Source organism: Salipiger sp. ABN3_019, from assembly GCF_056158605.1.
This window is the reverse complement of record NZ_JBSWTP010000004.1, coordinates 465,301-483,960: the sequence shown is the minus strand read 5'-3', so window position 1 is coordinate 483,960 and position 18,660 is coordinate 465,301. Positions and strand designations below refer to the sequence as shown.

The following is an 18,660-nucleotide window of genomic DNA, read 5'->3' as shown; positions in this document are numbered from 1 at the left end:
GTCAGACCCCTTTCAGATCGGAACGGGAGAAGCGCAGCGGCGGATGGATCGGCCCGGATCGCGGTGGCAACAGCGGCTCGGCCAGCGCCTGCGCCGCCTCGAAATGGCGCAGAAGATAGGCGCGGTTGGCCGGGAAAAGCGTGCTGCGCCACAGCGGGATGACCAGCCGCAAAAGCAGCCGCGACAGCAGCGCATCCGGCAGCGCCGCCAGCTCGTCATCGCTGAGGCGGCGGTGCTCTTCATAGCCCGCGACAAAGCAGGCAAGCTGCGGCGCCAAAGGCGCTGCGGGGCGGATGAAATAGCTGGCGGCAATGGCGATATCGTTGATCAGCGGAGCCTCGACCAGATCGCCGAAGTCGAAGATCGCGGTCAGCCGCAGCGGATCGGCGGGATCGACCAGCATGTTGCTCGGGCTCAGGTCATTGTGGATGATCGCGCTCGGCAGCGCCGCCAGCGCGTCCATCCGCCCTTCGAGGTGATCCATGGCCCGCTGCACGCGCAGCCGCAGGTCCGCATCCGCGATCAGCGCCGAAAGCTCGCGCAGCCTCAGCACGTTCATCTGGTCCCACAGCAGGACGCGCCGCGCCGCCGGATGCTGCAGCCCTGAAAGACCCGATTGCAGCGCCCCGATGCTGCGCCCGATCATCCGCATCTGCGCGTCGCTGCCATCCGGCTGCGGCGCGGTGCCCGCCATCATGTCGATCAGCGCGGCAAAGAGCGGGACGTCGCCATTATGCAAAATCGGATGTTCCAGTGCGCCCGCCAAGGTCGGGTGCAGCGCGGGGGTCGGCACGGGGCTGTGCTGGGTCAGATGCCGCATGGCGCGATGCTGCAGCTGCCGGATGTCCTCGCCGTCTTCGGGGCTGAAGACCTTGAGCACATAGCGCGTGCCCTGCCCTGTTTCGACCAGCGTGTTGCTGTCCCGCTCGCCACCAAGGTCGGTGAGCCGACCTTCGAGGCCCCAGCCATCAAAGAGTATACCCGCAAGCTGCGAAAGGGGGAGCGAGGGCTTCGGCGTCGAGAATCCGACAGCAGCCGCCCGCAGGAGCGGGTTCTCAAACTCGAAGAGAGTGGTCTGCAGCGCGTCGGTCGCCATATAAGCCTCGCTTTTTTCGATATTTATATTTTATAAATTGAGAGTGCGCAAGGCGGCGGCATAGGCCGGAATGGCCCTGCCGCGCAGCGAAGAATGCGACTGCAAAAAAGGCATGCACGCAAGCACACGCTTCGCGAAGCGATTGATTTTTAACGGGCATCTGGGGGAGTGAGTGTGGCGGCGACCCTAGGGAGGAGGAGAAGGGTCGCCGCCGATTTCCGAGGCTCAGGGAGGAGGAGAGAGCCTCTAGAAAACTCTATCGTCGCAGCGTGGCGTCGATGGATCAAAGATGCCATTCGAAGCGCTTCGGAACAACTTCCGAAAGGGAAGACCCGCCCTGCCTCCAGCGCATAGCTTGCTATGTCACCCCTCCAAGGGCCGGAACGACACCTGCCCGAGCAGCCACTCGGAAAACGCTGCGGCCTTGTCGGCCCGACCCTCAGGCGTGACGATATACCAAGCCAGATCAGTCCCATGCGGCACGTCGAGCGCCACGGTCAGCTCGCCGCGCGCAAGCTCTGCCTCGATCAGGTAGCGCGGCAGCAGCGCAAAGCCCAGACCGGCCTTCACCGCCTCGATGCTCAGCGCGAATTCGTCGAACCAATGCCCGCCCTGTGCATCGGGCAGCGCCATGCCCTGCCGGGCGAACCAATCGCCCCACATGGTGGCACGCGGCGTGATGTGCAGCCGGGGCTGCGCCAGCAGATCCTCCGGTGCCGTAATCGCCACCTCACGCAGCGCCCCGCCAGCCACCGGCAGGACGATTTCGCTGCAGAGATAGCGACATTGCCCACCGGGCCAGAGCGGTTGCCCGAAATGCAGCGCAAGATCGCATTGCCGGCTATCGAGGTCGAAGACGCCGGTGCTGGTGCCCACGTCCATGCGCAGCTGCGGATGCGCCGCCAGAAACTCCGGCAGCCGCGGCATCAGCCAGCGCGTCGCGAAAGTCGGCGGGGCGTTGACCGCCAGCAGGCTCTCGCCCTGCGCTCCGGCGGTGGCGTGGCGCATGGTGCTTTCGGCCATGCGCAAAAGCCGCTGCACCTCTGGCAGCAGTTCGGTGCCCGCCCGCGTCAGCACCACCCGGCCCCGCAGCCGCTCGAACAGCGGCTTGCCGATCTGTTCCTCCAACTCGCGCACATGGCGGCTCACCGCGCTCTGCGTTAGCGCCAGCTCCTCGCCCGCGCGGGTGAAATTGCCGTGCCGCGCGGCAAGCTCGAAGGTCTGCAGCACCTTCATGTCGGGAAGCAGGCGTCTTTGCAGGGGCACGGTGGGTCCTCTTGTCATGCTGCGGCGCACGATATGCCCCGCCCCGGCCAAGGACCATGCCAAACCCGCATGAGGTCAGCCGGACTTGGCGTTATGGGCCCAAGGCCCCGTGCTGCTATCCTGCCCGCAAGCAAAGACCGCAAATGACCCAAGCGTCCGATACCCAAGCGAAGGAGCCCCCGATGCTGAGCAAACCGCTTCCCGTCCTCACCGCCGAAACCCTCGAGCGCTGCGGCGTCACCGCCGCGCTGGATGCCGCAGATGGACTGCAGATCATCTCGCCGGTGACCGGCGAGAGTGTCGCGCAGCTCGCCCCCCACTCCGCCGAGGATGCCGCCGCCGCGATCGACACCGCGCGCGCCGCCTTCCGCAACTGGCGCATGGTGCCCGCGCCGCGCCGGGGCGAGCTGGTGCGCCTCTTCGCCGAGGAACTGCGCAAATCGAAGGACGATCTTGGCCGCATGGTCTCGATCGAGGCCGGGAAATCGCCCTCCGAGGGGCTTGGCGAGGTGCAGGAGATGATCGACATCTGCGATTTCGCCGTCGGCCTCTCGCGCCAGCTTTACGGGCTGACCATCGCCACCGAGCGTCCCGGCCACCGGATGATGGAAACATGGCACCCGCTGGGCGTGGTAGGCATCATCACCGCCTTCAACTTCCCCTGCGCGCCGTGGTGCTGGAACGCCGCGCTGGCGCTGGTCTGCGGCGATCCGGTGATCTGGAAACCCTCCGAAAAGACCCCGCTCACCGCGCTCGCCTGCCAAGCGGTGCTCGACCGCGCCATCGCCCGTTTCGGCGACGCCCCCGAAGGGCTGAGCCAAGTGCTGGTCGGCGGCCCCGAACTGGGCGAGACGCTGGTGGAGAGCGAGAAAGTCGCGCTGATCTCGGCCACCGGATCGACCCGCATGGGCCGCATCGTCGGCCCAAAAGTGGCGGCACGCTTCGGCAAATGCATCCTCGAGCTGGGCGGCAACAACGCCGGGATCGTCTGCCCCTCCGCCGATATGGACATGGCCCTGCGCGCCATCGCCTTCGGCGCCATGGGCACGGCGGGCCAGCGCTGCACCACCATGCGCCGCCTCTTCGTGCATGAAAGCGTCTACGATCAACTGGTGCCCGCGCTGCGCCGCGCCTATGCCAGCGTCACCGTCGGCAACCCGCTGCAGACCGACGCGCTGGTCGGCCCGCTGATCGACGTCACCGCCTTCGACGGCATGCAGACGGCCCTGAAGGAAGCGGCAGACCTCGGCGGCACCGTGCACGGCGGCCAGCGCGAGGCGGTCGAGGGCGAGGCGGCCTATTACGTCAAACCCGCGCTGGTGGAGATGCCCGCGCAAACCGGCCCGGTGCTGCGCGAGACCTTCGCCCCGATCCTCTACGTGATGAAATACAGCGACTTCGACGAGGTGCTGGAGTTGCACAACGACGTCGGCGGCGGGCTCAGCTCGTCGATCTTCACCACCGACCTGCGCGAGATGGAGAGCTTCCTGTCGGCGCGCGGCTCCGACTGCGGCATCGCCAATGTCAACATCGGCACCTCGGGGGCCGAGATCGGCGGGGCCTTCGGCGGTGAAAAAGAGACCGGCGGCGGGCGCGAGAGCGGCTCTGACGCATGGCGCGCCTACATGCGGCGGGCGACCAACACCATCAACTACTCCAGCGAGCTGCCGCTGGCGCAGGGCGTGGTGTTCGACATCGAATGACACAAAGGCGGGTGGCCGGAACTGGCCACCCGCCCCTACCCCAGAAGCCCCGGTTTCAGCGCATGGGTCAGCGCCGCGCCTGCCTCGTAATAGCCGCCCATGACGCGGGTGAACCGCTCCGAATAGCCCTCGATGGGCGCGATGGGCAGCGCCGCCTCAGACCCTCCCAGAAGTGCCTCGGCGGCGGCGGTGCCAAAGACGGTGCCCGGCGCGATCCCCCGCCCGGAATAGCCGAAGATCGACAGCGCCGACGACCCAAGGCGCACAATCTTCGGAACATGGTCGCGGGTCATGGCGATCTGCCCCCGCCACGCATGCTCAAAGCCGATATCGCCAAGCTCGGGGAACACCCGCCGCAGCTTGCGCCGCGCCCAATCGCCGTGCAGCGCGCGGGCCGGACCCTCGGCGTCGCCCATGCCACCCAGGATCAGCCGCCCGGCGCGGTCGATGCGGAAGGAGGACATGACCAGCGCCGTATCCCAGCAGCCCTCACCCCCCGGAAGCACCTTCTCGCGCAGCCCATCCGGCAGCGGCGCGGTGGCGAACTGGCTGTAGCTGACGGTGACGAAGCTGGGGCGATAATCGGCGGGCAGCCCCTCGTGGTAGGCGTTGGTGGCAATCAGCAGCCGCGCCCCGCGCAGGCGGTGGCCGTTGCAGCGCAGCTGCCAGCCCGCACCATCCCGGCTGATCTCGCTGACCTGCGCATGCTCGAAAATGCGCGCCCCCGCCGCCGAGGCCGCGCGGGCAAGCCCCCGGCAATAGGACAGCGGCTGCACCGTGCCCGCCCGCGGGTCGAGAAGCGCGCCGTGAAATTCGCCCGAGCCGCTGCGCCGGTGCGTCTCTTCGGCGTCCAGCAGCTGCACCGGCGCGCCGATCCGGTTGCCCTGTCGGAAGCGGCTCTCCAGATCGGCCACGCCCGAAGGCGCATGCGCCAGATGCAGGGTCCCGGCCCGCGTCGCCTCGCAGGCGATGCCCTCACGGTCGATCAGCGCAAAGACCCGTTCAGGCCCCTGCCCCAGCTCCTCGATCAGCCGCCCGCCGGCCACCTCCCCCATCTGCGCGATGATCTGATCCGGCGGCAGCCATAGCCCTGCGTTCACCAGCCCCACGTTGCGCCCCGAGCCGCCGTGCCCGATCACATGCGCCTCAAGCAGCACCACGCTGGCCCCGCGCCGCGCCGCCTCCAGCGCCGCCGCGCAGCCGGTGAAGCCGCCGCCGACGATGATCAGCTCGGCACTCAGATCCTCGGCCAGAGCCGCGCCGGAAAACTGCTCCTGCGCGCTGGCGTGCCAAAGATTGCTGCGGGGAAAATCTGCCATGGACTCCGTCCGTTAACTGCCGCCTCGGCGGGCCTGCCAAATCTTGCGACCCGCTCAAGGCAACGTCCAGTGCAGATTGCGCATGGGGCGAGACCGGATGCGCATGACGGCGCGTCTACCGCCCAAGCAGGGGCTCTGCTGCCGCTGCCCGCGCTTAACCCCCGTCCAACAGGTCGAGGAACGCGCCGGTCACCCCCGTCCCGGCCTGCGCCTCGGGCCAGATCACCGACACGTCCAGCACCTCCGCCGCGCCCACCAGCGGCACGAAAGCGACCCCCTGCCCCGGCAGCGCGAGGCTTTCCGGCACCACGGTCAGCCCAAAGCCCGCCGCCACCAATCCGATCGCCATCGACGGCGACGAGCTGGTGCAGGCGAGCCGCGGCATGAACCCCAGCACCTGCGCCGTAAGCCCCATGCCGTCCACATCGCCGCTGCCCGAATATCCGATGAAAGCTTCGGCGCGCAGCGCTTCGGGCGCGACCGGCCCCCGCGCCGCCAAGTCACTGCCCTTTGGCACCACGAGCCGCGGCGCAAATGTTGCCAGCTTTCGCGATCGCAAGCCGTCGCGCACCGGCCCCGAGAGCACCGTGCTGACCGCAGCGTCCAACTCGCCGCGTAGCAGCGCCTCGGTCAGCTCCGTCGGATGGCCCTCCACCGGCGTGATCTCGACCTTCGGGTGCGCCTCGCGCATCCGCGCCACCACATCGGACAGCACCCCTGAAAACACCGCATTGGCCGAAAACCCAAGCCGCAAGTGTCCGATCACCCCGCGCGCCGCGTCACGCGCGACCTGCGCGGCGAACTCTGCCTGCGACAGCACCCGCCGGGCCTCTGGCAGGAACTGCGCGCCTGCCGGGCTGAGCGACACCTGCCGCCGCTCGCGCAGAAAGAGCGTCGCGCCCAATTCTTCCTCTAGCGCGCGGATCTGCATGGAAAGGGCCGGCTGCACGATATTGAGCCGCGCCGCCGCGCGGCCAAAATGCAGCTCTTCGGCAAGCACGGTGAAATAGCGCAAGTGACGCAGCTCCATTGATCACTCCAACTGATCATACGGTCAAAACTCGATATTAGAACTGATCAACGGCGCGCGGTAGGTGCAACCCATAGAGAATTGATGAGGTATCGATATGGGTTTTTCACGCAGAGCCTTCCTTGGCCGCGCCGCACTTGGCGGGGCCGCCGCCGCGCTGACCGGAGACATGGTGCTTGCCGACCAGCCGCTGGGGATGCTGCCGCAGCCGGTGGCCACCGGCACGCTGCCGGGCAAGCATGAGCTTTACGCTCTGCGCGACGGCGAGGGCGAGTTCCACCTGATCGGCGGCCATGTCGCCACGCTGATCATGCGCCCCGAGGAATCCGCGGGCGATTGCACCGCCGCCATTCTCACCGGCGGGGTCGGCGCGGAACTGCCCATGCATCGCCACGCCAAGACCGACGAGGCGATCTACGTCATGTCCGGGCGGCTGGAGCTTTACATGGATGGCAAGGCGCATCTGCTGACACAGGGTGATTACGCCTATGTCCCCGCGGGGACAGCGCATGGCTACCGCATGGCGGGATGGCGCACGCGGGTGCTCACGTGGTCGATCGGCGATGGGCTGGGTCAATTCTACCAAAGCCTCGGCACCCCCTTCAGCCGCCCGGTGCAGCCCGACCTGCCCGACCACACGATCGCTCAGGAGCGGCTCGATGCCGCCGCCGCGAGCGCCGACGTGGAATGGCTCGGCGCCCTGCCCGAGATGACGCCGGTTCTGGTCACCGCCACCGGCGTGCCGTCCGAGCGGGTACCCTATGTGCTGCAAGACGGTGAAGGCGAGCGGCTGGTCGCCGCCGATCAGCTTTTCAGCTTCACCCAGACCGCCGCCTCGACCGATGGCGCGTTTTTCGCGGTGCTCGATGAGGGCCCCGCGGGGCAGCCGATCCCATGGCACTACCACGAGCATCACACCGAGAATTTCTTCTGTCTCGAAGGGCAGATGACGCTCTGGGTGAACGGCACCGAACTGACGCTGCACCCGGGCGATTTCTGTCAGGTGACGGCGCGCACGGTACACAGCTACCGTCTCGACTCGCCCTATACCCGCTTCTACGGCTGGCTCGTGCCCGCGGTGTTCGAGCCGTTCTTCCGCACCATCGGCGATCCGACCGAGGCGCATGTCTTCCCCGTCGAGCCGCCCGCCTTCCGCTTTGATCGGGTGATGGCAAAGCTCGATGAGCTCGACCTGAACGTGCTGACCGTCAGGGACTGAGCTGCCAACGGACCCATCAGCACCGCGATCCCGCCTTCGGGCGGGATCGGACCTCTGGCGCTCAGAACCCCAAAAGCCCGGCCAGCGGCAGCAGCGCGAGCATCATGCCAAAGCTGCCCCAGCCGCCCGCATCGCCCTCTTCTTCCTCAGGCTCGGGCGCCTCCTCCTCCACCGGCGTCTCCGGCAGCAACATGTCGAGGGAGACCACCGCTTCGGCCTCCTCCGCCGCAATGCCGTCGATCTCGGCCAGCACGGGCGCGAAGGCTTCGCTCGGTTGCAGGTCGCGGATCACCACCTGCATGATCTCGCGCGGGTCCAGATCGACCTCGAGCACGCCGTCCGCATAGACCTCTTCGGCATTGACGCTCTGCACATCGGGCACAGAGCCGGTGTCTCCAACGGCCTCCCCCTCGGCCACGCCAAGCACGGTGATTTCCATCGCGCCGAAACCGCTCACCAGCCCCGACAGATCAAAATCCGACACGCTCGCCGCGTCGCTTTGCGACATCAGATAGAGCACCATCTCGCCCGACCCGGCAAAGGCATGCACTGTCACCGCCCCTGCTTCGGCTTCGGTGTCGTCATCGCCGGGGACAAAATCCAACAAGGTCTTACCGGGCAGTGCGCTGGCCATCATCGCAAACATCTCGCCGGGCACCGTGGCGGCCTCGAAGGTAAACCCGGTCGACAGGGCATTGGCGGTGTTCTGGATCAGCGGCCAGACATGCGCCTGATCGACCCCGGCGAGGATGAACTCCTCGACGATCTGCAGCATCTCCTGCGCCTGAAACAGCCCGTAGTCGCTTGCACGGTCGAGGCCCTGCGTCGACTTGAGGTTCCACTCGGTGACATGGATCTCGAGGTGCTCGAACCCCGCGTGCTCGAGCCATGTGTTCTGGATGGTCTCGAGCGCATAGGATCGGCTGGCCTCTGTCCCTCGGGCGTAGACATGGGTGACGATCCCGTCGAGCGCATCGCGCTCCGCCTCGGTCTCGAACCCCATCTGCACCAGGGCGTTGGTCACCTCGGACCAATTGACCTCGCCGCTGCCGCGGATGTTGGCCTCGCTCAGCCCGGCATTGGGGTAGAGCGCCGTCAGATCGGCGATGACCTCCTCGGCGGCCCATCCCTCGTAGCCCTCGGAAAGGTTCGAGAACCCGTAGTTCTGCCCCATCTGCGCCAGCACGCGGATGCCCGAGGTGTCGATCCCCTGCACCTCGGCCACCAGCACCAGTTCGTCGGCGATGATCTCGGTCATGTGCGCGGCGAGGCGACCGTATTCCACCGCCGTCATCTCGCCCGAGCCCCAGTATTCGTTGCCGATCTCGAGCGCCGCTATCTCTGCCGCGCCGTAGCCGCCCGACGCGAGATCATGCACGAAGTCGCGCAGCACCTCCTCGTCGATATCCGGCAGTCGGTTGCCGGTCTCGTCGCGCACATCCGAAAGCTGGTCGCGTGTGGGCAGCACGATGGTCACCGCGTGGCCGGTCTGGGCGGCGTAGCCGATGAACTCCGACAGCGGGATAAAGGCGGTTTCCGCGCCGGTCATCGCATGGCTTGCCAGCGTCGCATCGGGATCGGCCAGATCGAAATAATACTCGGTCAGCGATCCGCCGGGATAGCGCAGGCCGGTGACCCCAAGCTGCGAGACCGCCTCGGCATAAGACCCCGTGCCGGTCATCTCGCCGCGCGGCGCGAGGATATTGCCTCCGAACAGCGCTGCGCCGACGGGCGCGCCGGTGGCCGCAAGGGCAAGGGGCAGACTGTCGGCCATGGCATTCTCCGGGCAAGCCGCCCCGCAGGCAGGCCCGCAGCGGCACCAAGGTGCCGCAGGCCGCGCACGGTCAGCGAAGATCAGGAAAACCGGGGAAAACTCGCTCGAACCGATCAGCCAGCGAGGCCGCGGATCGGACACAGGCCCGGCAGGCGGGCAAAAAGACGGGCGGGTACGCCGAAAGCGCCGGTCCCCGCGTCAGAGGGAGGCCGAAGGGTCGCTCGTTTTGCGTGTATGCGTAGAGAGGCCGCAAAATCTGCGGCACCGTCGTGATTTGGAAAAGCTATTTTCTACTAGGCTGAAAGGCGCAAAACCCCACAGCGCCCTGCAATCTAGGGTAGTTTGTCCGATGCGGTCCTGCAAGCGTGATTACACCGGGATCACCGCATGCGCAGGTCTCTGCCAGCCCGCGCCTCTAGCGCGGGCTGCCGTCCGGCTTTGCAGCGGGTGGCGTCAGGCCGCGGCACTGACCCCAATGGCATCGAGCATCTGCCCGGTCGAGGTGACGCCGCCGCAGGTGGCGGCGATCCACTGCATGGCCATGTCGTGTTTCGCGCGGTCGAAATCGGCCTGCGCGTCGGCCACGGCAAAGGGTTCGATGTCGCGCTGGAAGGCCTCGGTCGCGGTGCACAGACAGCCGATATGGGCGTAGATCCCGGTGATCATCAGCTGGTCGCGGCCGCGCGCGCGCAACAACGTCTCGAGGTTGGAGCGCTGGAAGGCGCTGTAGCGGTGCTTGACCAGAACGATGTCTTCCGGCGCGGGCGCAAGATCGGGAAGGATCGCCTCATGCTCGGGTTTCGCCGCCATGCCCGGTCCCCAGAGATCGGCCTGAAGACCCCGGTCGGGCCGGAACTGGTTGCCCTTCTGCGCGGTGTAGAACACCGGGATGCCCGCCGCGCGCGCCCCCGCGATCAGCCGCGCGATATTGGCCACCGCCGGGCGCAGCGGCGCATCGTCGGGGTAAGGCGCGCAGAAATACCGCTGCATGTCGTGCACCAGCAGGGCAAGGCGATCACGCTCCGGCGCAAAGGGCGCGCGGGCCGCGGGCAGCTCGGCGGCGGTGGGAAGCGGATAGGGAGCAATTCCGGGCAGGGCCATCGTGGTCAGTCTTTCAGTGTCAGGTCAGGTTGAGGGCGGCATCCGGCGCGAGGCCGAAAGCGCTCAGCATGGCGCCGAACTTGGCGCCGGTCTCACGGGTTTCGCTGTCGGGATCCGAGCCGGGCACGATGCCAGCCCCGGCGTAGAGCCGCGCATGCGTCCCCTGCAGTTCGGCGCAGCGGATCGCCACATGCCACGCCCCATCGCCGCGGGCGTCGCACCAGCCCACGGCCCCGGCGTAGAAATCACGCTGCACCGGCTCAAGCTGGCGGATCAGCTCGGCCGAGGGATCGCGCGGCAAGCCGCAGACCGCGGGGGTCGGGTGCAGACAGGCGGCCAGCACGGGCGCGGGCTGATCCTTGTCGCGCAGCTGACCCGCGATGCGCGTACCAAGATGCCACATGCTGCCCGTCGAAGTGATGCAGGTGCCCTCGGGCGCGCCAAGGGTGCTGCAGAGCGGTGCCAGCGTGTCGAGGATGAACTCGACCACCAGCGCATGTTCGCGCTGGTCCTTCTCGGATCCTGCGAGCGCCTCGGCGGCGGCACGGTCCTCGCGGGCATCGGTGCTGCGGCGCGCCGACCCGGCCAGCGGATGCGAGAGGATCTCCGCGCCGCGCTTGTCCAGCAGCAGCTCGGGCGTGCCCCCCACAAGGTGCCGCCCGCCGGGCAGCGCCACGTCAAAGGCGGTGACTGCCGGGTCAGCAGCCAGCCGGGCAAGCAATCCGGCGCGGTCGATGGGACGCGTGCTTTCAAGCCTCAGGGTCCGGGCCAGCACCACTTTTTCGAGCGCGGGGTTGGCTTGCATCTCCGCCAGCGCGGCGGCAACCGCCGCAGCATAGTCCCGCGCCTGCGGCTCCGGGGTCAGGCGCAGTTGGCCCGTTGGTGCGGGCATACTCACAGGCAGGTGCCCGCCCTGCGCCTCGGCGCTCCAGAGGCAATCCTCCGCCGCCCGGTCGAACGGCAGGGCGCCGCCGATCATCCCGCCCTGCGGCAGAGCCGCCAGCGCCGGTGCCAGCCGCGCGCCGAGGCTTGCCGCATCGCCGCGCAGCACGGGCCGCAGTGGGCCGCGCGCGATGCGCGTGTCGCGACCGTTCAGAAAGGCAAGGCCCGGGCCGGGCAGCTCGGGACGGGTATCGAAATGCGTGAGAGGGCGCGTCATCAGTCCTCCTCCATCATGACCGTTACGGATCTGGGTGGCTTGGAGGCTGACCGACTCGAACAGAGCCGCTTGGCTGCCGCGGGCGTGGTACGCAATCAGGAGGGGAGTAGACAAGTAAATAAGTCGGGAATTACCGAGGCTGCGCGACATTCCGCAATCCGGCCTTCCCGCTGCCAAATTGCCGTCACGCCGCACCACATGAAAAGGCCCCCCGCGATCACGCGGGAGGCCTTTGGTTCAGCGCTGAACGCAGGGTCAGGCGATACGCTCGCCGGTGCCCGGATTGAAGTAGGAGACCTTGCCCAGATCGAAGGCGAAGGTATGCGCGCTGCCCGGCTTGGCCTCGGTCTCGGCGTGCAGACGCGCGGTCACCTGTTTGCCGCCCAGCGTGGTCATCACATAGGTGTCGGCGCCCGCGGGCTCGACGATCTCGACCTGGCATTCGGCCTGCTGCACCGCCGTGCCGCTGCGGAAGCCCGGCTCCGAGATGTCCTCGGGGCGCAGACCGAGGATCACATCCTCAGGCAGACCCGCCGCGCCGGGATCGGTCAGCACGATGGGCGCCGCCCCGTCGCGGGCGATCTCGATCTGCGTGCCATTGCCGCCCGCCTGCGCCTTGGCCGGGATCAGGTTCATCGCGGGCGAGCCCATGAAATCGGCGACAAAGAGGTTGGCAGGCTGGTTGTAGATCTCTGCCGGGGTGCCGATCTGCTGGATAATGCCGCCCTTCATGACGACGATCTTGGTGGCCAGCGTCATCGCCTCGATCTGGTCGTGCGTCACATAGACCATCGACGCGCCGAGGCGCTGGTGCAGCGATTTGATCTCGGTGCGCATCTCGACCCGCAGCTTGGCGTCGAGGTTCGACAGCGGCTCATCGAAGAGGAACAGCTTCGGATCGCGGACCAGCGCCCGGCCCATGGCCACACGCTGCCGCTGTCCGCCCGAAAGCTGGCCGGGACGGCGCTTGAGCAGCGGCTCGATCTGCAGCTGGCGGGCCACCTCGGCGAGCTTCTGCTCTTGCGTGGCCTGATCGACGCCGCGCACCTTCATGCCGAAGGTGATGTTCTTGGCGACGCTCATCGTCGGGTAGAGCGCGTAGGACTGGAACACCATGGCGATGTCGCGGTCCTTGGGCGAGACATGGGTCATGTCCTCGCCGCCGATCTTCAGCGTGCCGCCCGAGATCGGTTCCAGCCCGGCGATGCAGTTCAGCAGCGTGGACTTGCCGCAGCCCGAGGGGCCGACCAGCACGAGGAAGTCGCCCGGTTCGATCGACACGTTGATGTCCTTGAGGACCTCGGTCGCGCCGTAGTTCTTATAGAGGTTCTGGATGTCGAGAATGGGAGCCATGGGGATCATCCTTTGACGGATCCGGCGGTCAGGCCGCGGATGAAATATTTGCCGGCAACGACATAGACGAGGAGCGTCGGCAGCGCGGCGATGATCGCGGCAGCCATGTCGACGTTGTATTCCTTCACGCCGGTGGTCGAATTGACGATGTTGTTGAGCGCCACGGTCACCGGCTGGGTGCCGGCCGAGCTGAAGGACACACCGAACAGGAAGTCATTCCAGATCTGGGTGAACTGCCAGATCACGCTGACCACGACGATCGGGATGCTGAGCGGCAGGAAGATCGACCAGAAGATGCGCAGGAAGCCCGCGCCGTCGACCTTGGCCGCCTTCACCAGCTCTTGCGGGATCGTGACGTAGTAGTTGCGGAAGAACAGCGTGGTGAACCCGAGCCCGTAGATCACGTGCACGAAGATCAGCCCCGGAATGGTGCCTGCGATGCCGAGCAGGCCCAGCAGCCGCGCCATGGGCAAAAGCACCACCTGGAACGGGATGAAGCAGCCAAAGAGCATCAGCGCGAAGATGATGTTGGCGCCCTTGAAGCGCCATTGCGCGATCACATAGCCGTTCACCGCCCCCAGCAGGGTCGAGATCAGCACGCCCGGCACCGCGATCAGCACCGAGTTCCAGAAGTAGGGCCGCACGCCTTCGCATTGGATGCCGGTGCAGGCGCCGGACCATGCCTTGGCCCATGCGTCGAAGGTGACCTCCCGCGGCAGCGCCACGAGATCGCCGGTGCGGATCTCCTCGAGGCTTTTGAGCGAGGTGGTCAGCATCACGAAGAGCGGCATCAGGTAGTAGATCGCGAAGAGCCCGAGGATGACATAGAGGCCCCAGCGCAGCGCGGTCTTCATGCCTGCGCCTTGCCGGCGGGCCGCGCCAGCGGCGGGCGTTGTCGAGACATCAGTCATTTTTCGCCCTCAGTTCGGAGTAGAGATAGGGCACCACGATGATGAAGATCACCATCATCATGATCATCGCCGAGCTTGCCGCCTGCCCCACATCGCCGCGCGAGAACGCCATGGCGTACATGTAGGTGGCCGGAAGATCGGTGGCATAGCCGGGGCCGCCGCCGGTCAGCGCGATGACGAGGTCAAAGCTCTTGATGGCAAGGTGCGCCAGCACGATGAAGGCCGACAGAAAGATCGGCGCCATCGAGGGAATGATGATCGCGGTATAGACGCGCCACGTCGGGATGCCGTCGATCTGCGCGGCGCGGATGATCTCGGTGTCGACCGAGCGCAGCCCCGCGAGGAAAAGCGCCATAACGAAGCCCGAGCTTTGCCAGATCGCCGCCATCACCACCGTGTAGATGGCCATGTCGGGGTTCACCAGCCAGTCGAACTTGAAGTTCTCAAAGCCCCAGCCCTGCACCATGGCCTGCACCCCGAGGCCGGGGTTGAGGATCGATTTCCACGCGGTACCGGTGACGATCATCGAAAGCGCCATCGGGTAGAGGTAAATGGTGCGGATCGCACCTTCGACGCGGATCTGCTGGTCGAGCAGGATCGCAAGGATCAGCCCCAGCAGCATCGAGATCACGATGAACATGCCCCCGAAGATGTAGAGGTTGTCCATCGCCGTATCCCAGCGCGGCGAGGCGAAAAGCCGTTCGTATTGGATGAAGCCGTCGATTTCGTATTTCGGCAGCAGCTTGGAGCGGGTGAGCGACACCCATGCGGTCCAGCCGATAAAACCGTAGACGAAAATCAGGACCGCGATGAAGCTGGGCGCCAGCACGATCTTCGGCAAATGGGTTTCGAACCATTTGGCCATGGTGTTCTCCTATGACGGGCCCGCCCCGGATCGGAGACGGGCCCGCCGAGTTTGGTCAGAGACGATAAGCCCGAGACCGGGGACGGTTACATGGAGTTCGCGACAGCGTCGGAGAGCATCTGCACCGCGTCCTCGGAGCTCATGTCCGAGTTGAAATGCGCCGTCACCACGTCGGTGATCGCGCCGGACTGCGCACCGCGCAGCGCCATGCCATGGGCGTAGGACGGCAGCAGCGCGCCAGTGTCAGCAGCGGCGTTCATGTCCTCGGAGGATTTCACCGCGCATTCGTCGAACTCGTCGAGCGACACGTCGGTGCGCACCGGGATCGAGCCTTTGTTGAGGTTGAACACCTTCTGGAAGTTCGGGCCGACGATCAGCTCTGCCAGCAGGTTCTGACCGGCTTGCTTGTCGTCGCCGTCCACTTCGAACATGGCGAAGCTGTCGACGTTGTAGAGGAAGCCATCACCCGGCGTGGAGGCGCAGACGAAGTCCTCGCCCGGCACTTTGCCAGCGGCCAGGAACTCGCCCTTGGCCCAGTCACCCATGATCTGGAAGGCGGCTTCGCCGTTCATCACCATGGCGGTGGCAAGGTTCCAGTCACGGCCCGAGAAGTTGTCATCCACAAAGCCGCGCAGGGTACGCATCTGGTCAAACACCTGCACCATCGTGTCCGAGGTCAGCGCGTCCTGATCGAGATCGACCAGCGCCTTCTGGAAGAACTCGGGGCCGCCAAGGCCAAGAACGACGGTCTCGAACACGGTCGCGTCCTGCCAGGACTGGCCGCCGTGCGCCAGCGGGATCACACCCGCCGCCTGCAGCTTCTCGGCCGCGGCGTTGAACTCGTCCCAAGTGGTCGGCATCTCGATGCCGTTGTCTTCGAGCACGGATTTATTGGCCCAGATCCAGTCGACGCGGTGCACGTTGACCGGCGCCGCGCACCAGCTGCCTTCGCACTTCATGTGCTCGGCGATCTGCGCGGGCAGCACGTCGGCCCAGCCCTGCTCTTCGGCCACCGACGAGATATCCGCCAGAACGCCTTCTTCGTACCATTCCTGGATCGCCGGGCCTTTCAGCTGCACGGCGGTGGGCGCATTGCCCGACAGCACGCGGGCGCGCAGCGCGGTCATCGCGGCATCGCCGCCGCCGCCCGCGACCGGCATGTCGGTCCAGGTGCCGCCCTGGTCCGAGAATTCCTGCTGCAGCACGGCCACGGCCTTGGCTTCGCCGCCCGCGGTCCACCAGTGCAGAACTTCGGCCTGCGGCTCGGCATAGGCTGCGCCCGCAATCGACAGGGCAGCGGCAGAGATTGCCGCCTTAGCGGTGAATTTCATCAGGTAGTCCTCCCGTTGGTCTTGCCCCTCCCCGGGGCAGATGTGGCATAAATCCTGCGCTGCTGGCCGCCGCCTTCGCAAGAGTGTAGACCCACCGCCAGAACACTGGTGGCGCTAAAATAGCGGCGATCTGTTACAGGCTGTTACAGGGCGGCGGAAATCGCTGCGCTGCGGCGAAAAATCCGGTCTGGCCGGGCACTTGCGACGGAGGGTCAAGTGAGCATCTTCAGACTACTGGTCGTCGACGACGATTCCGAGATGCGCATGATGATGACCCAGTTCCTGCAAAAGCAGGGCTTCATCGCGCTTGGCGCGCAGTCCATGGCCGAGATCGCCACCGCGATGGACGCGGGCCGGATCGATCTCATCTTGCTCGACGTCATGCTCGGCGACGAAAGCGGCATCGAGATCTGCGCGCGCCTGCGCCGCGAGCAGGATGTGCCGATCATCATGGTCTCGGCACTGTCGGCGGATCACCAGCGCATGGCGGGCTATGAGGTCGGCGCCGACGATTATATCGCCAAACCGTTCAACCCCGAGCTGCTGGTCGCCCGCGTGCGCGCCGTGCTGGCCCGCGCCCGGCGCTCGGCCTCGCTGGTGCACCGGCGGCGCACTCAGACCTTCCGCTTTGCGGGTTGGCGCTATGACGCAAAGCGGGACGAGGTGATCTCGCCCGAGGGGTTCCAAGTGGCGCTGTCGCGGCGCGAGACGATGCTGCTGCAGGCGCTTCTGGCCAATCCTTTCATCCCGCTCACCCGCGACGAGATCGCCGCCGCGCTGGACGTCACCGGCGAGGGGGCCGAAGAGACGCAGGGCCGCGCCATCGACGTTCTGGTGGGGCGCCTGCGTTCAAAGATCGAGAAGTCGCCCAAAGACCCGCAGATGCTGCGCACCGAACGCGGTGTCGGCTATGTCTTCGCGGTCGACGTGACGACGGAAGAGACGTGAGCAGCCGCAGCCTCTCTCTGCGCGTCTCGGGCCTCGTCCTGATGATCGGCGCGGCGCTGGCGGGCATGGTGATCACCGGCATGTGGAGCCTGTCGCAGACCCGCTGGACCAGCCATCTCGACCACGCCGAGCGGGCCGGGATCCTGCTCTACCACACGCTCACCCGTGGCGCGGCGCCGCCTGAGGGCGTTACCGTCACGCCGCTGGCCGAGATCGACGCCAATGCCGCCGCGGTCGGCAATTTCTCACTGGTCTCGGGCCTGCCGAAACCACGCTATGTGACGCTCGCCCCGATCCTGCCCGACGGCACCGGCGGCGAGGGGATCGAACTGGCGGTGATCTCGGACGGGCTGCAATATCGCGTCGCCGATCTGCCCTCGCGCCCCGGCCAGCGCCCCGAAGAGACGCTGGGCCAGCTCACCCGGTTGATGGCGCGTTACTGCTCGCATCCGCAGATCATCGCCCGCTCGGGCGAGAGCGGCTGGCAGCGCGTCGAGGCGCCCGGCGTCTGGGGCTGCGAGGCGGCGCCGCGCGATTTGCGTCTGCCCGCCATCGCGCTGGCACTGATCACCCTTGGCGTGTTCTTCACCCGCGTCACCGGCACCGCCGCCCAATTCTCGGACTTCGCGCAGGCGCTGGCCACGCGGCGGCGGCTCGGCGGGCCCGAGAGCTATGAGACCGAAGGCCCCGCCGAACTGCGCGCCATCGTCGATGCGGTGAACGCCTATCTCGAGGACGAGCGCGAGCAACTGGCGAAACGCGCCGTGGTGCTGTCGGGGGTGAGCCACGACCTCGGCACCCCGGCCACCCGCCTGCGGCTGCGCAGCGCGCTGATCGAGGACGATGCGCTGCGCGGCAAATTCGAGGCCGACATCGACAAGATGACCGCGATCATCGAAAGCGCGCTGACCTACACCCGCGCCGAGCTCAGCGTCGAAGACCCGCGCCAACTGTCGCTTTCGGCGCTCGTCGAGGCGCTGGTCGACGACTATCAGGACATGGGCCATCCGGTGACCCTCGCCCGTGTCGAGCCGATAGTGCTGCGCGGCGGGCGCTCGCTGTTCTCGGCGCGGCGCGGCGCACAGGTGATCGAGGGCGCGCATCGCATCCTCGTCACCGCCCGGCCCGTGTCAATCCAGCGCGCGATCTCGAACCTCGTGGACAATGCGCTGAAATACGGGCGCCGGGCAGAGCTGCACCTCGAGGCCACCGCCGACACCGCGACGATCATCGTCGAGGATGAAAGCGGCCTGCGCTCCACCGAACAGATCGAGGCGCTGATGGCTCCCTTCCGGCGCGGTGCCAATGCGCGGTCCAGCGACGGCACCGGGCTTGGCCTCAGCATCGTGTCGACCATCGCCATGCTGCACGGGGGCACGCTGCGTTTCGAAACCGCGCCCAAAGGGCTGCGCGCGGTGCTGACCATCCAGCGCGCCTGAGCCGCGAAGGCGGGCACCGACACCGCTCATATGCGCATTCCCGCAGGCAAAGCCGCGATACTTCTGGCTTGCTGCCTCAGTCTTGCCTAACCTGATTGTGCGGAATCAGCGGTTTATTGCCCGCCCGCCCCGGAATTTTCTCTCCG

At 66.9% G+C, this 18,660-nt stretch carries 15 protein-coding genes; 4 read left to right on the top strand and 11 right to left on the bottom strand.

Translation table 11 applies throughout. The annotated features are described in order from the left end of the window. Position 1: 1 nt before the first annotated feature. Together ACXAD2_RS06085 and ACXAD2_RS06080 are read right to left on the bottom strand one after the other, a co-directional pair. Positions 2 to 1,096 carry a phosphotransferase enzyme family protein gene (locus tag ACXAD2_RS06085; RefSeq protein ID WP_475168165.1) on the bottom strand — a complete coding sequence of 365 codons (1,095 nt, stop codon included), beginning with the start codon at positions 1,094 to 1,096 and terminating at the stop codon, positions 2 to 4. A gap of 363 nt (positions 1,097 to 1,459) precedes the next feature. After that, entirely contained in the window at positions 1,460 to 2,362 is a 903-nt protein-coding gene (locus tag ACXAD2_RS06080) for a LysR family transcriptional regulator (protein ID WP_475168160.1), read from the bottom strand. Between the two features lie 182 nt (positions 2,363 to 2,544). Between ACXAD2_RS06080 and amaB the strand changes: the two genes are divergently transcribed. After that, on the top strand, positions 2,545 to 4,065 hold the full coding sequence (gene amaB, locus ACXAD2_RS06075; protein ID WP_475168157.1) for an L-piperidine-6-carboxylate dehydrogenase: 1,521 nt from the start codon (positions 2,545 to 2,547) through the stop codon (positions 4,063 to 4,065). A gap of 35 nt (positions 4,066 to 4,100) precedes the next feature. On the opposite strand, the gene ACXAD2_RS06070 is transcribed toward amaB, so the two are convergent. Both ACXAD2_RS06070 and ACXAD2_RS06065 read right to left on the bottom strand, forming a co-directional pair. Beyond that, positions 4,101 to 5,384 (bottom strand): NAD(P)/FAD-dependent oxidoreductase, encoded by a 1,284-nt coding sequence (locus tag ACXAD2_RS06070; RefSeq protein ID WP_475168154.1) that lies wholly within the window; start codon positions 5,382 to 5,384, stop codon positions 4,101 to 4,103. Positions 5,385 to 5,538: 154 nt separating this feature from the next. Further along, positions 5,539 to 6,414: a LysR family transcriptional regulator gene (locus ACXAD2_RS06065; protein ID WP_475168152.1), complete on the bottom strand. Its 876-nt coding sequence runs from the start codon at positions 6,412 to 6,414 to the stop codon at positions 5,539 to 5,541. 97 nt (positions 6,415 to 6,511) lie between these two features. On the opposite strand from ACXAD2_RS06065, the gene ACXAD2_RS06060 reads away from it, so the two are divergent. Next, the gene (locus ACXAD2_RS06060; protein ID WP_083191471.1) at positions 6,512 to 7,633 is read left to right on the top strand and encodes a quercetin 2,3-dioxygenase; all 1,122 of its coding nucleotides are present in this window, start codon (positions 6,512 to 6,514) and stop codon (positions 7,631 to 7,633) included. Between the two features lie 61 nt (positions 7,634 to 7,694). Here the strand turns inward: ACXAD2_RS06060 and ACXAD2_RS06055 are convergent, their stop codons facing one another. The 7 genes from ACXAD2_RS06055 to ACXAD2_RS06025 all read right to left on the bottom strand — a co-directional run bounded on the left by ACXAD2_RS06055 (position 7,695) and on the right by ACXAD2_RS06025 (position 16,127). Continuing rightward, positions 7,695 to 9,407 (bottom strand): type I secretion protein, encoded by a 1,713-nt coding sequence (locus ACXAD2_RS06055; protein ID WP_475168148.1) that lies wholly within the window; start codon positions 9,405 to 9,407, stop codon positions 7,695 to 7,697. Between the two features lie 453 nt (positions 9,408 to 9,860). Continuing rightward, a complete protein-coding gene (locus ACXAD2_RS06050; protein ID WP_475168144.1) occupies positions 9,861 to 10,508 on the bottom strand; it encodes an isochorismatase family protein in 648 nt (215 codons plus the stop codon). A 19-nt stretch (positions 10,509 to 10,527) separates the two neighbouring features. Then, positions 10,528 to 11,667, bottom strand: a complete 1,140-nt coding sequence (locus tag ACXAD2_RS06045; RefSeq protein ID WP_475168139.1) for an isochorismate synthase — start codon at positions 11,665 to 11,667, stop codon at positions 10,528 to 10,530. Positions 11,668 to 11,922: 255 nt separating this feature from the next. Further along, the gene (locus ACXAD2_RS06040) at positions 11,923 to 13,020 is read right to left on the bottom strand and encodes an ABC transporter ATP-binding protein (protein WP_475168136.1); all 1,098 of its coding nucleotides are present in this window, start codon (positions 13,018 to 13,020) and stop codon (positions 11,923 to 11,925) included. A 5-nt stretch (positions 13,021 to 13,025) separates the two neighbouring features. Beyond that, positions 13,026 to 13,931 carry a carbohydrate ABC transporter permease gene (locus ACXAD2_RS06035; protein ID WP_224901407.1) on the bottom strand — a complete coding sequence of 302 codons (906 nt, stop codon included), beginning with the start codon at positions 13,929 to 13,931 and terminating at the stop codon, positions 13,026 to 13,028. Beyond that, positions 13,924 to 14,796, bottom strand: a complete 873-nt coding sequence (locus ACXAD2_RS06030) for a carbohydrate ABC transporter permease (RefSeq protein WP_475168132.1) — start codon at positions 14,794 to 14,796, stop codon at positions 13,924 to 13,926. The genes ACXAD2_RS06035 and ACXAD2_RS06030 overlap by 8 nt, the downstream gene beginning before the upstream one ends. 86 nt (positions 14,797 to 14,882) lie before the next feature. After that, positions 14,883 to 16,127, bottom strand: coding sequence for an ABC transporter substrate-binding protein (locus ACXAD2_RS06025; protein ID WP_475168129.1), 1,245 nt, complete (start codon positions 16,125 to 16,127; stop codon positions 14,883 to 14,885). Positions 16,128 to 16,343: 216 nt separating this feature from the next. On the opposite strand from ACXAD2_RS06025, the gene ACXAD2_RS06020 reads away from it, so the two are divergent. Then, positions 16,344 to 17,075 carry a response regulator transcription factor gene (locus tag ACXAD2_RS06020; protein WP_066111237.1) on the top strand — a complete coding sequence of 244 codons (732 nt, stop codon included), beginning with the start codon at positions 16,344 to 16,346 and terminating at the stop codon, positions 17,073 to 17,075. Then, positions 17,072 to 18,514, top strand: coding sequence for a sensor histidine kinase (locus tag ACXAD2_RS06015; RefSeq protein ID WP_475168125.1), 1,443 nt, complete (start codon positions 17,072 to 17,074; stop codon positions 18,512 to 18,514). The genes ACXAD2_RS06020 and ACXAD2_RS06015 overlap by 4 nt, the downstream gene beginning before the upstream one ends. The last annotated feature ends 146 nt before the right edge of the window (positions 18,515 to 18,660 follow it).

Excerpts from the sequence above, each read along its gene's own strand:
- ACXAD2_RS06085 (WP_475168165.1), bottom strand. The coding sequence starts at position 1,096 with ATGGCGACCGACGCGCTGCAGACCACTCTCTTCGAGTTTGAGAACCCG.
- amaB (WP_475168157.1), top strand. The coding sequence starts at position 2,545 with ATGCTGAGCAAACCGCTTCCCGTCCTCACCGCCGAAACCCTCGAGCGC.
- ACXAD2_RS06060 (WP_083191471.1), top strand. The coding sequence starts at position 6,512 with ATGGGTTTTTCACGCAGAGCCTTCCTTGGCCGCGCCGCACTTGGCGGG.
- ACXAD2_RS06035 (WP_224901407.1), bottom strand. The coding sequence starts at position 13,931 with ATGACTGATGTCTCGACAACGCCCGCCGCTGGCGCGGCCCGCCGGCAA.
- ACXAD2_RS06070 (WP_475168154.1), bottom strand. The coding sequence starts at position 5,384 with ATGGCAGATTTTCCCCGCAGCAATCTTTGGCACGCCAGCGCGCAGGAG.
- ACXAD2_RS06045 (WP_475168139.1), bottom strand. The coding sequence starts at position 11,667 with ATGACGCGCCCTCTCACGCATTTCGATACCCGTCCCGAGCTGCCCGGC.
- ACXAD2_RS06030 (WP_475168132.1), bottom strand. The coding sequence starts at position 14,796 with ATGGCCAAATGGTTCGAAACCCATTTGCCGAAGATCGTGCTGGCGCCC.
- ACXAD2_RS06040 (WP_475168136.1), bottom strand. The coding sequence starts at position 13,020 with ATGGCTCCCATTCTCGACATCCAGAACCTCTATAAGAACTACGGCGCG.
- ACXAD2_RS06025 (WP_475168129.1), bottom strand. The coding sequence starts at position 16,127 with ATGAAATTCACCGCTAAGGCGGCAATCTCTGCCGCTGCCCTGTCGATT.
- ACXAD2_RS06065 (WP_475168152.1), bottom strand. The coding sequence starts at position 6,414 with ATGGAGCTGCGTCACTTGCGCTATTTCACCGTGCTTGCCGAAGAGCTG.
- ACXAD2_RS06050 (WP_475168144.1), bottom strand. The coding sequence starts at position 10,508 with ATGGCCCTGCCCGGAATTGCTCCCTATCCGCTTCCCACCGCCGCCGAG.
- ACXAD2_RS06055 (WP_475168148.1), bottom strand. The coding sequence starts at position 9,407 with ATGGCCGACAGTCTGCCCCTTGCCCTTGCGGCCACCGGCGCGCCCGTC.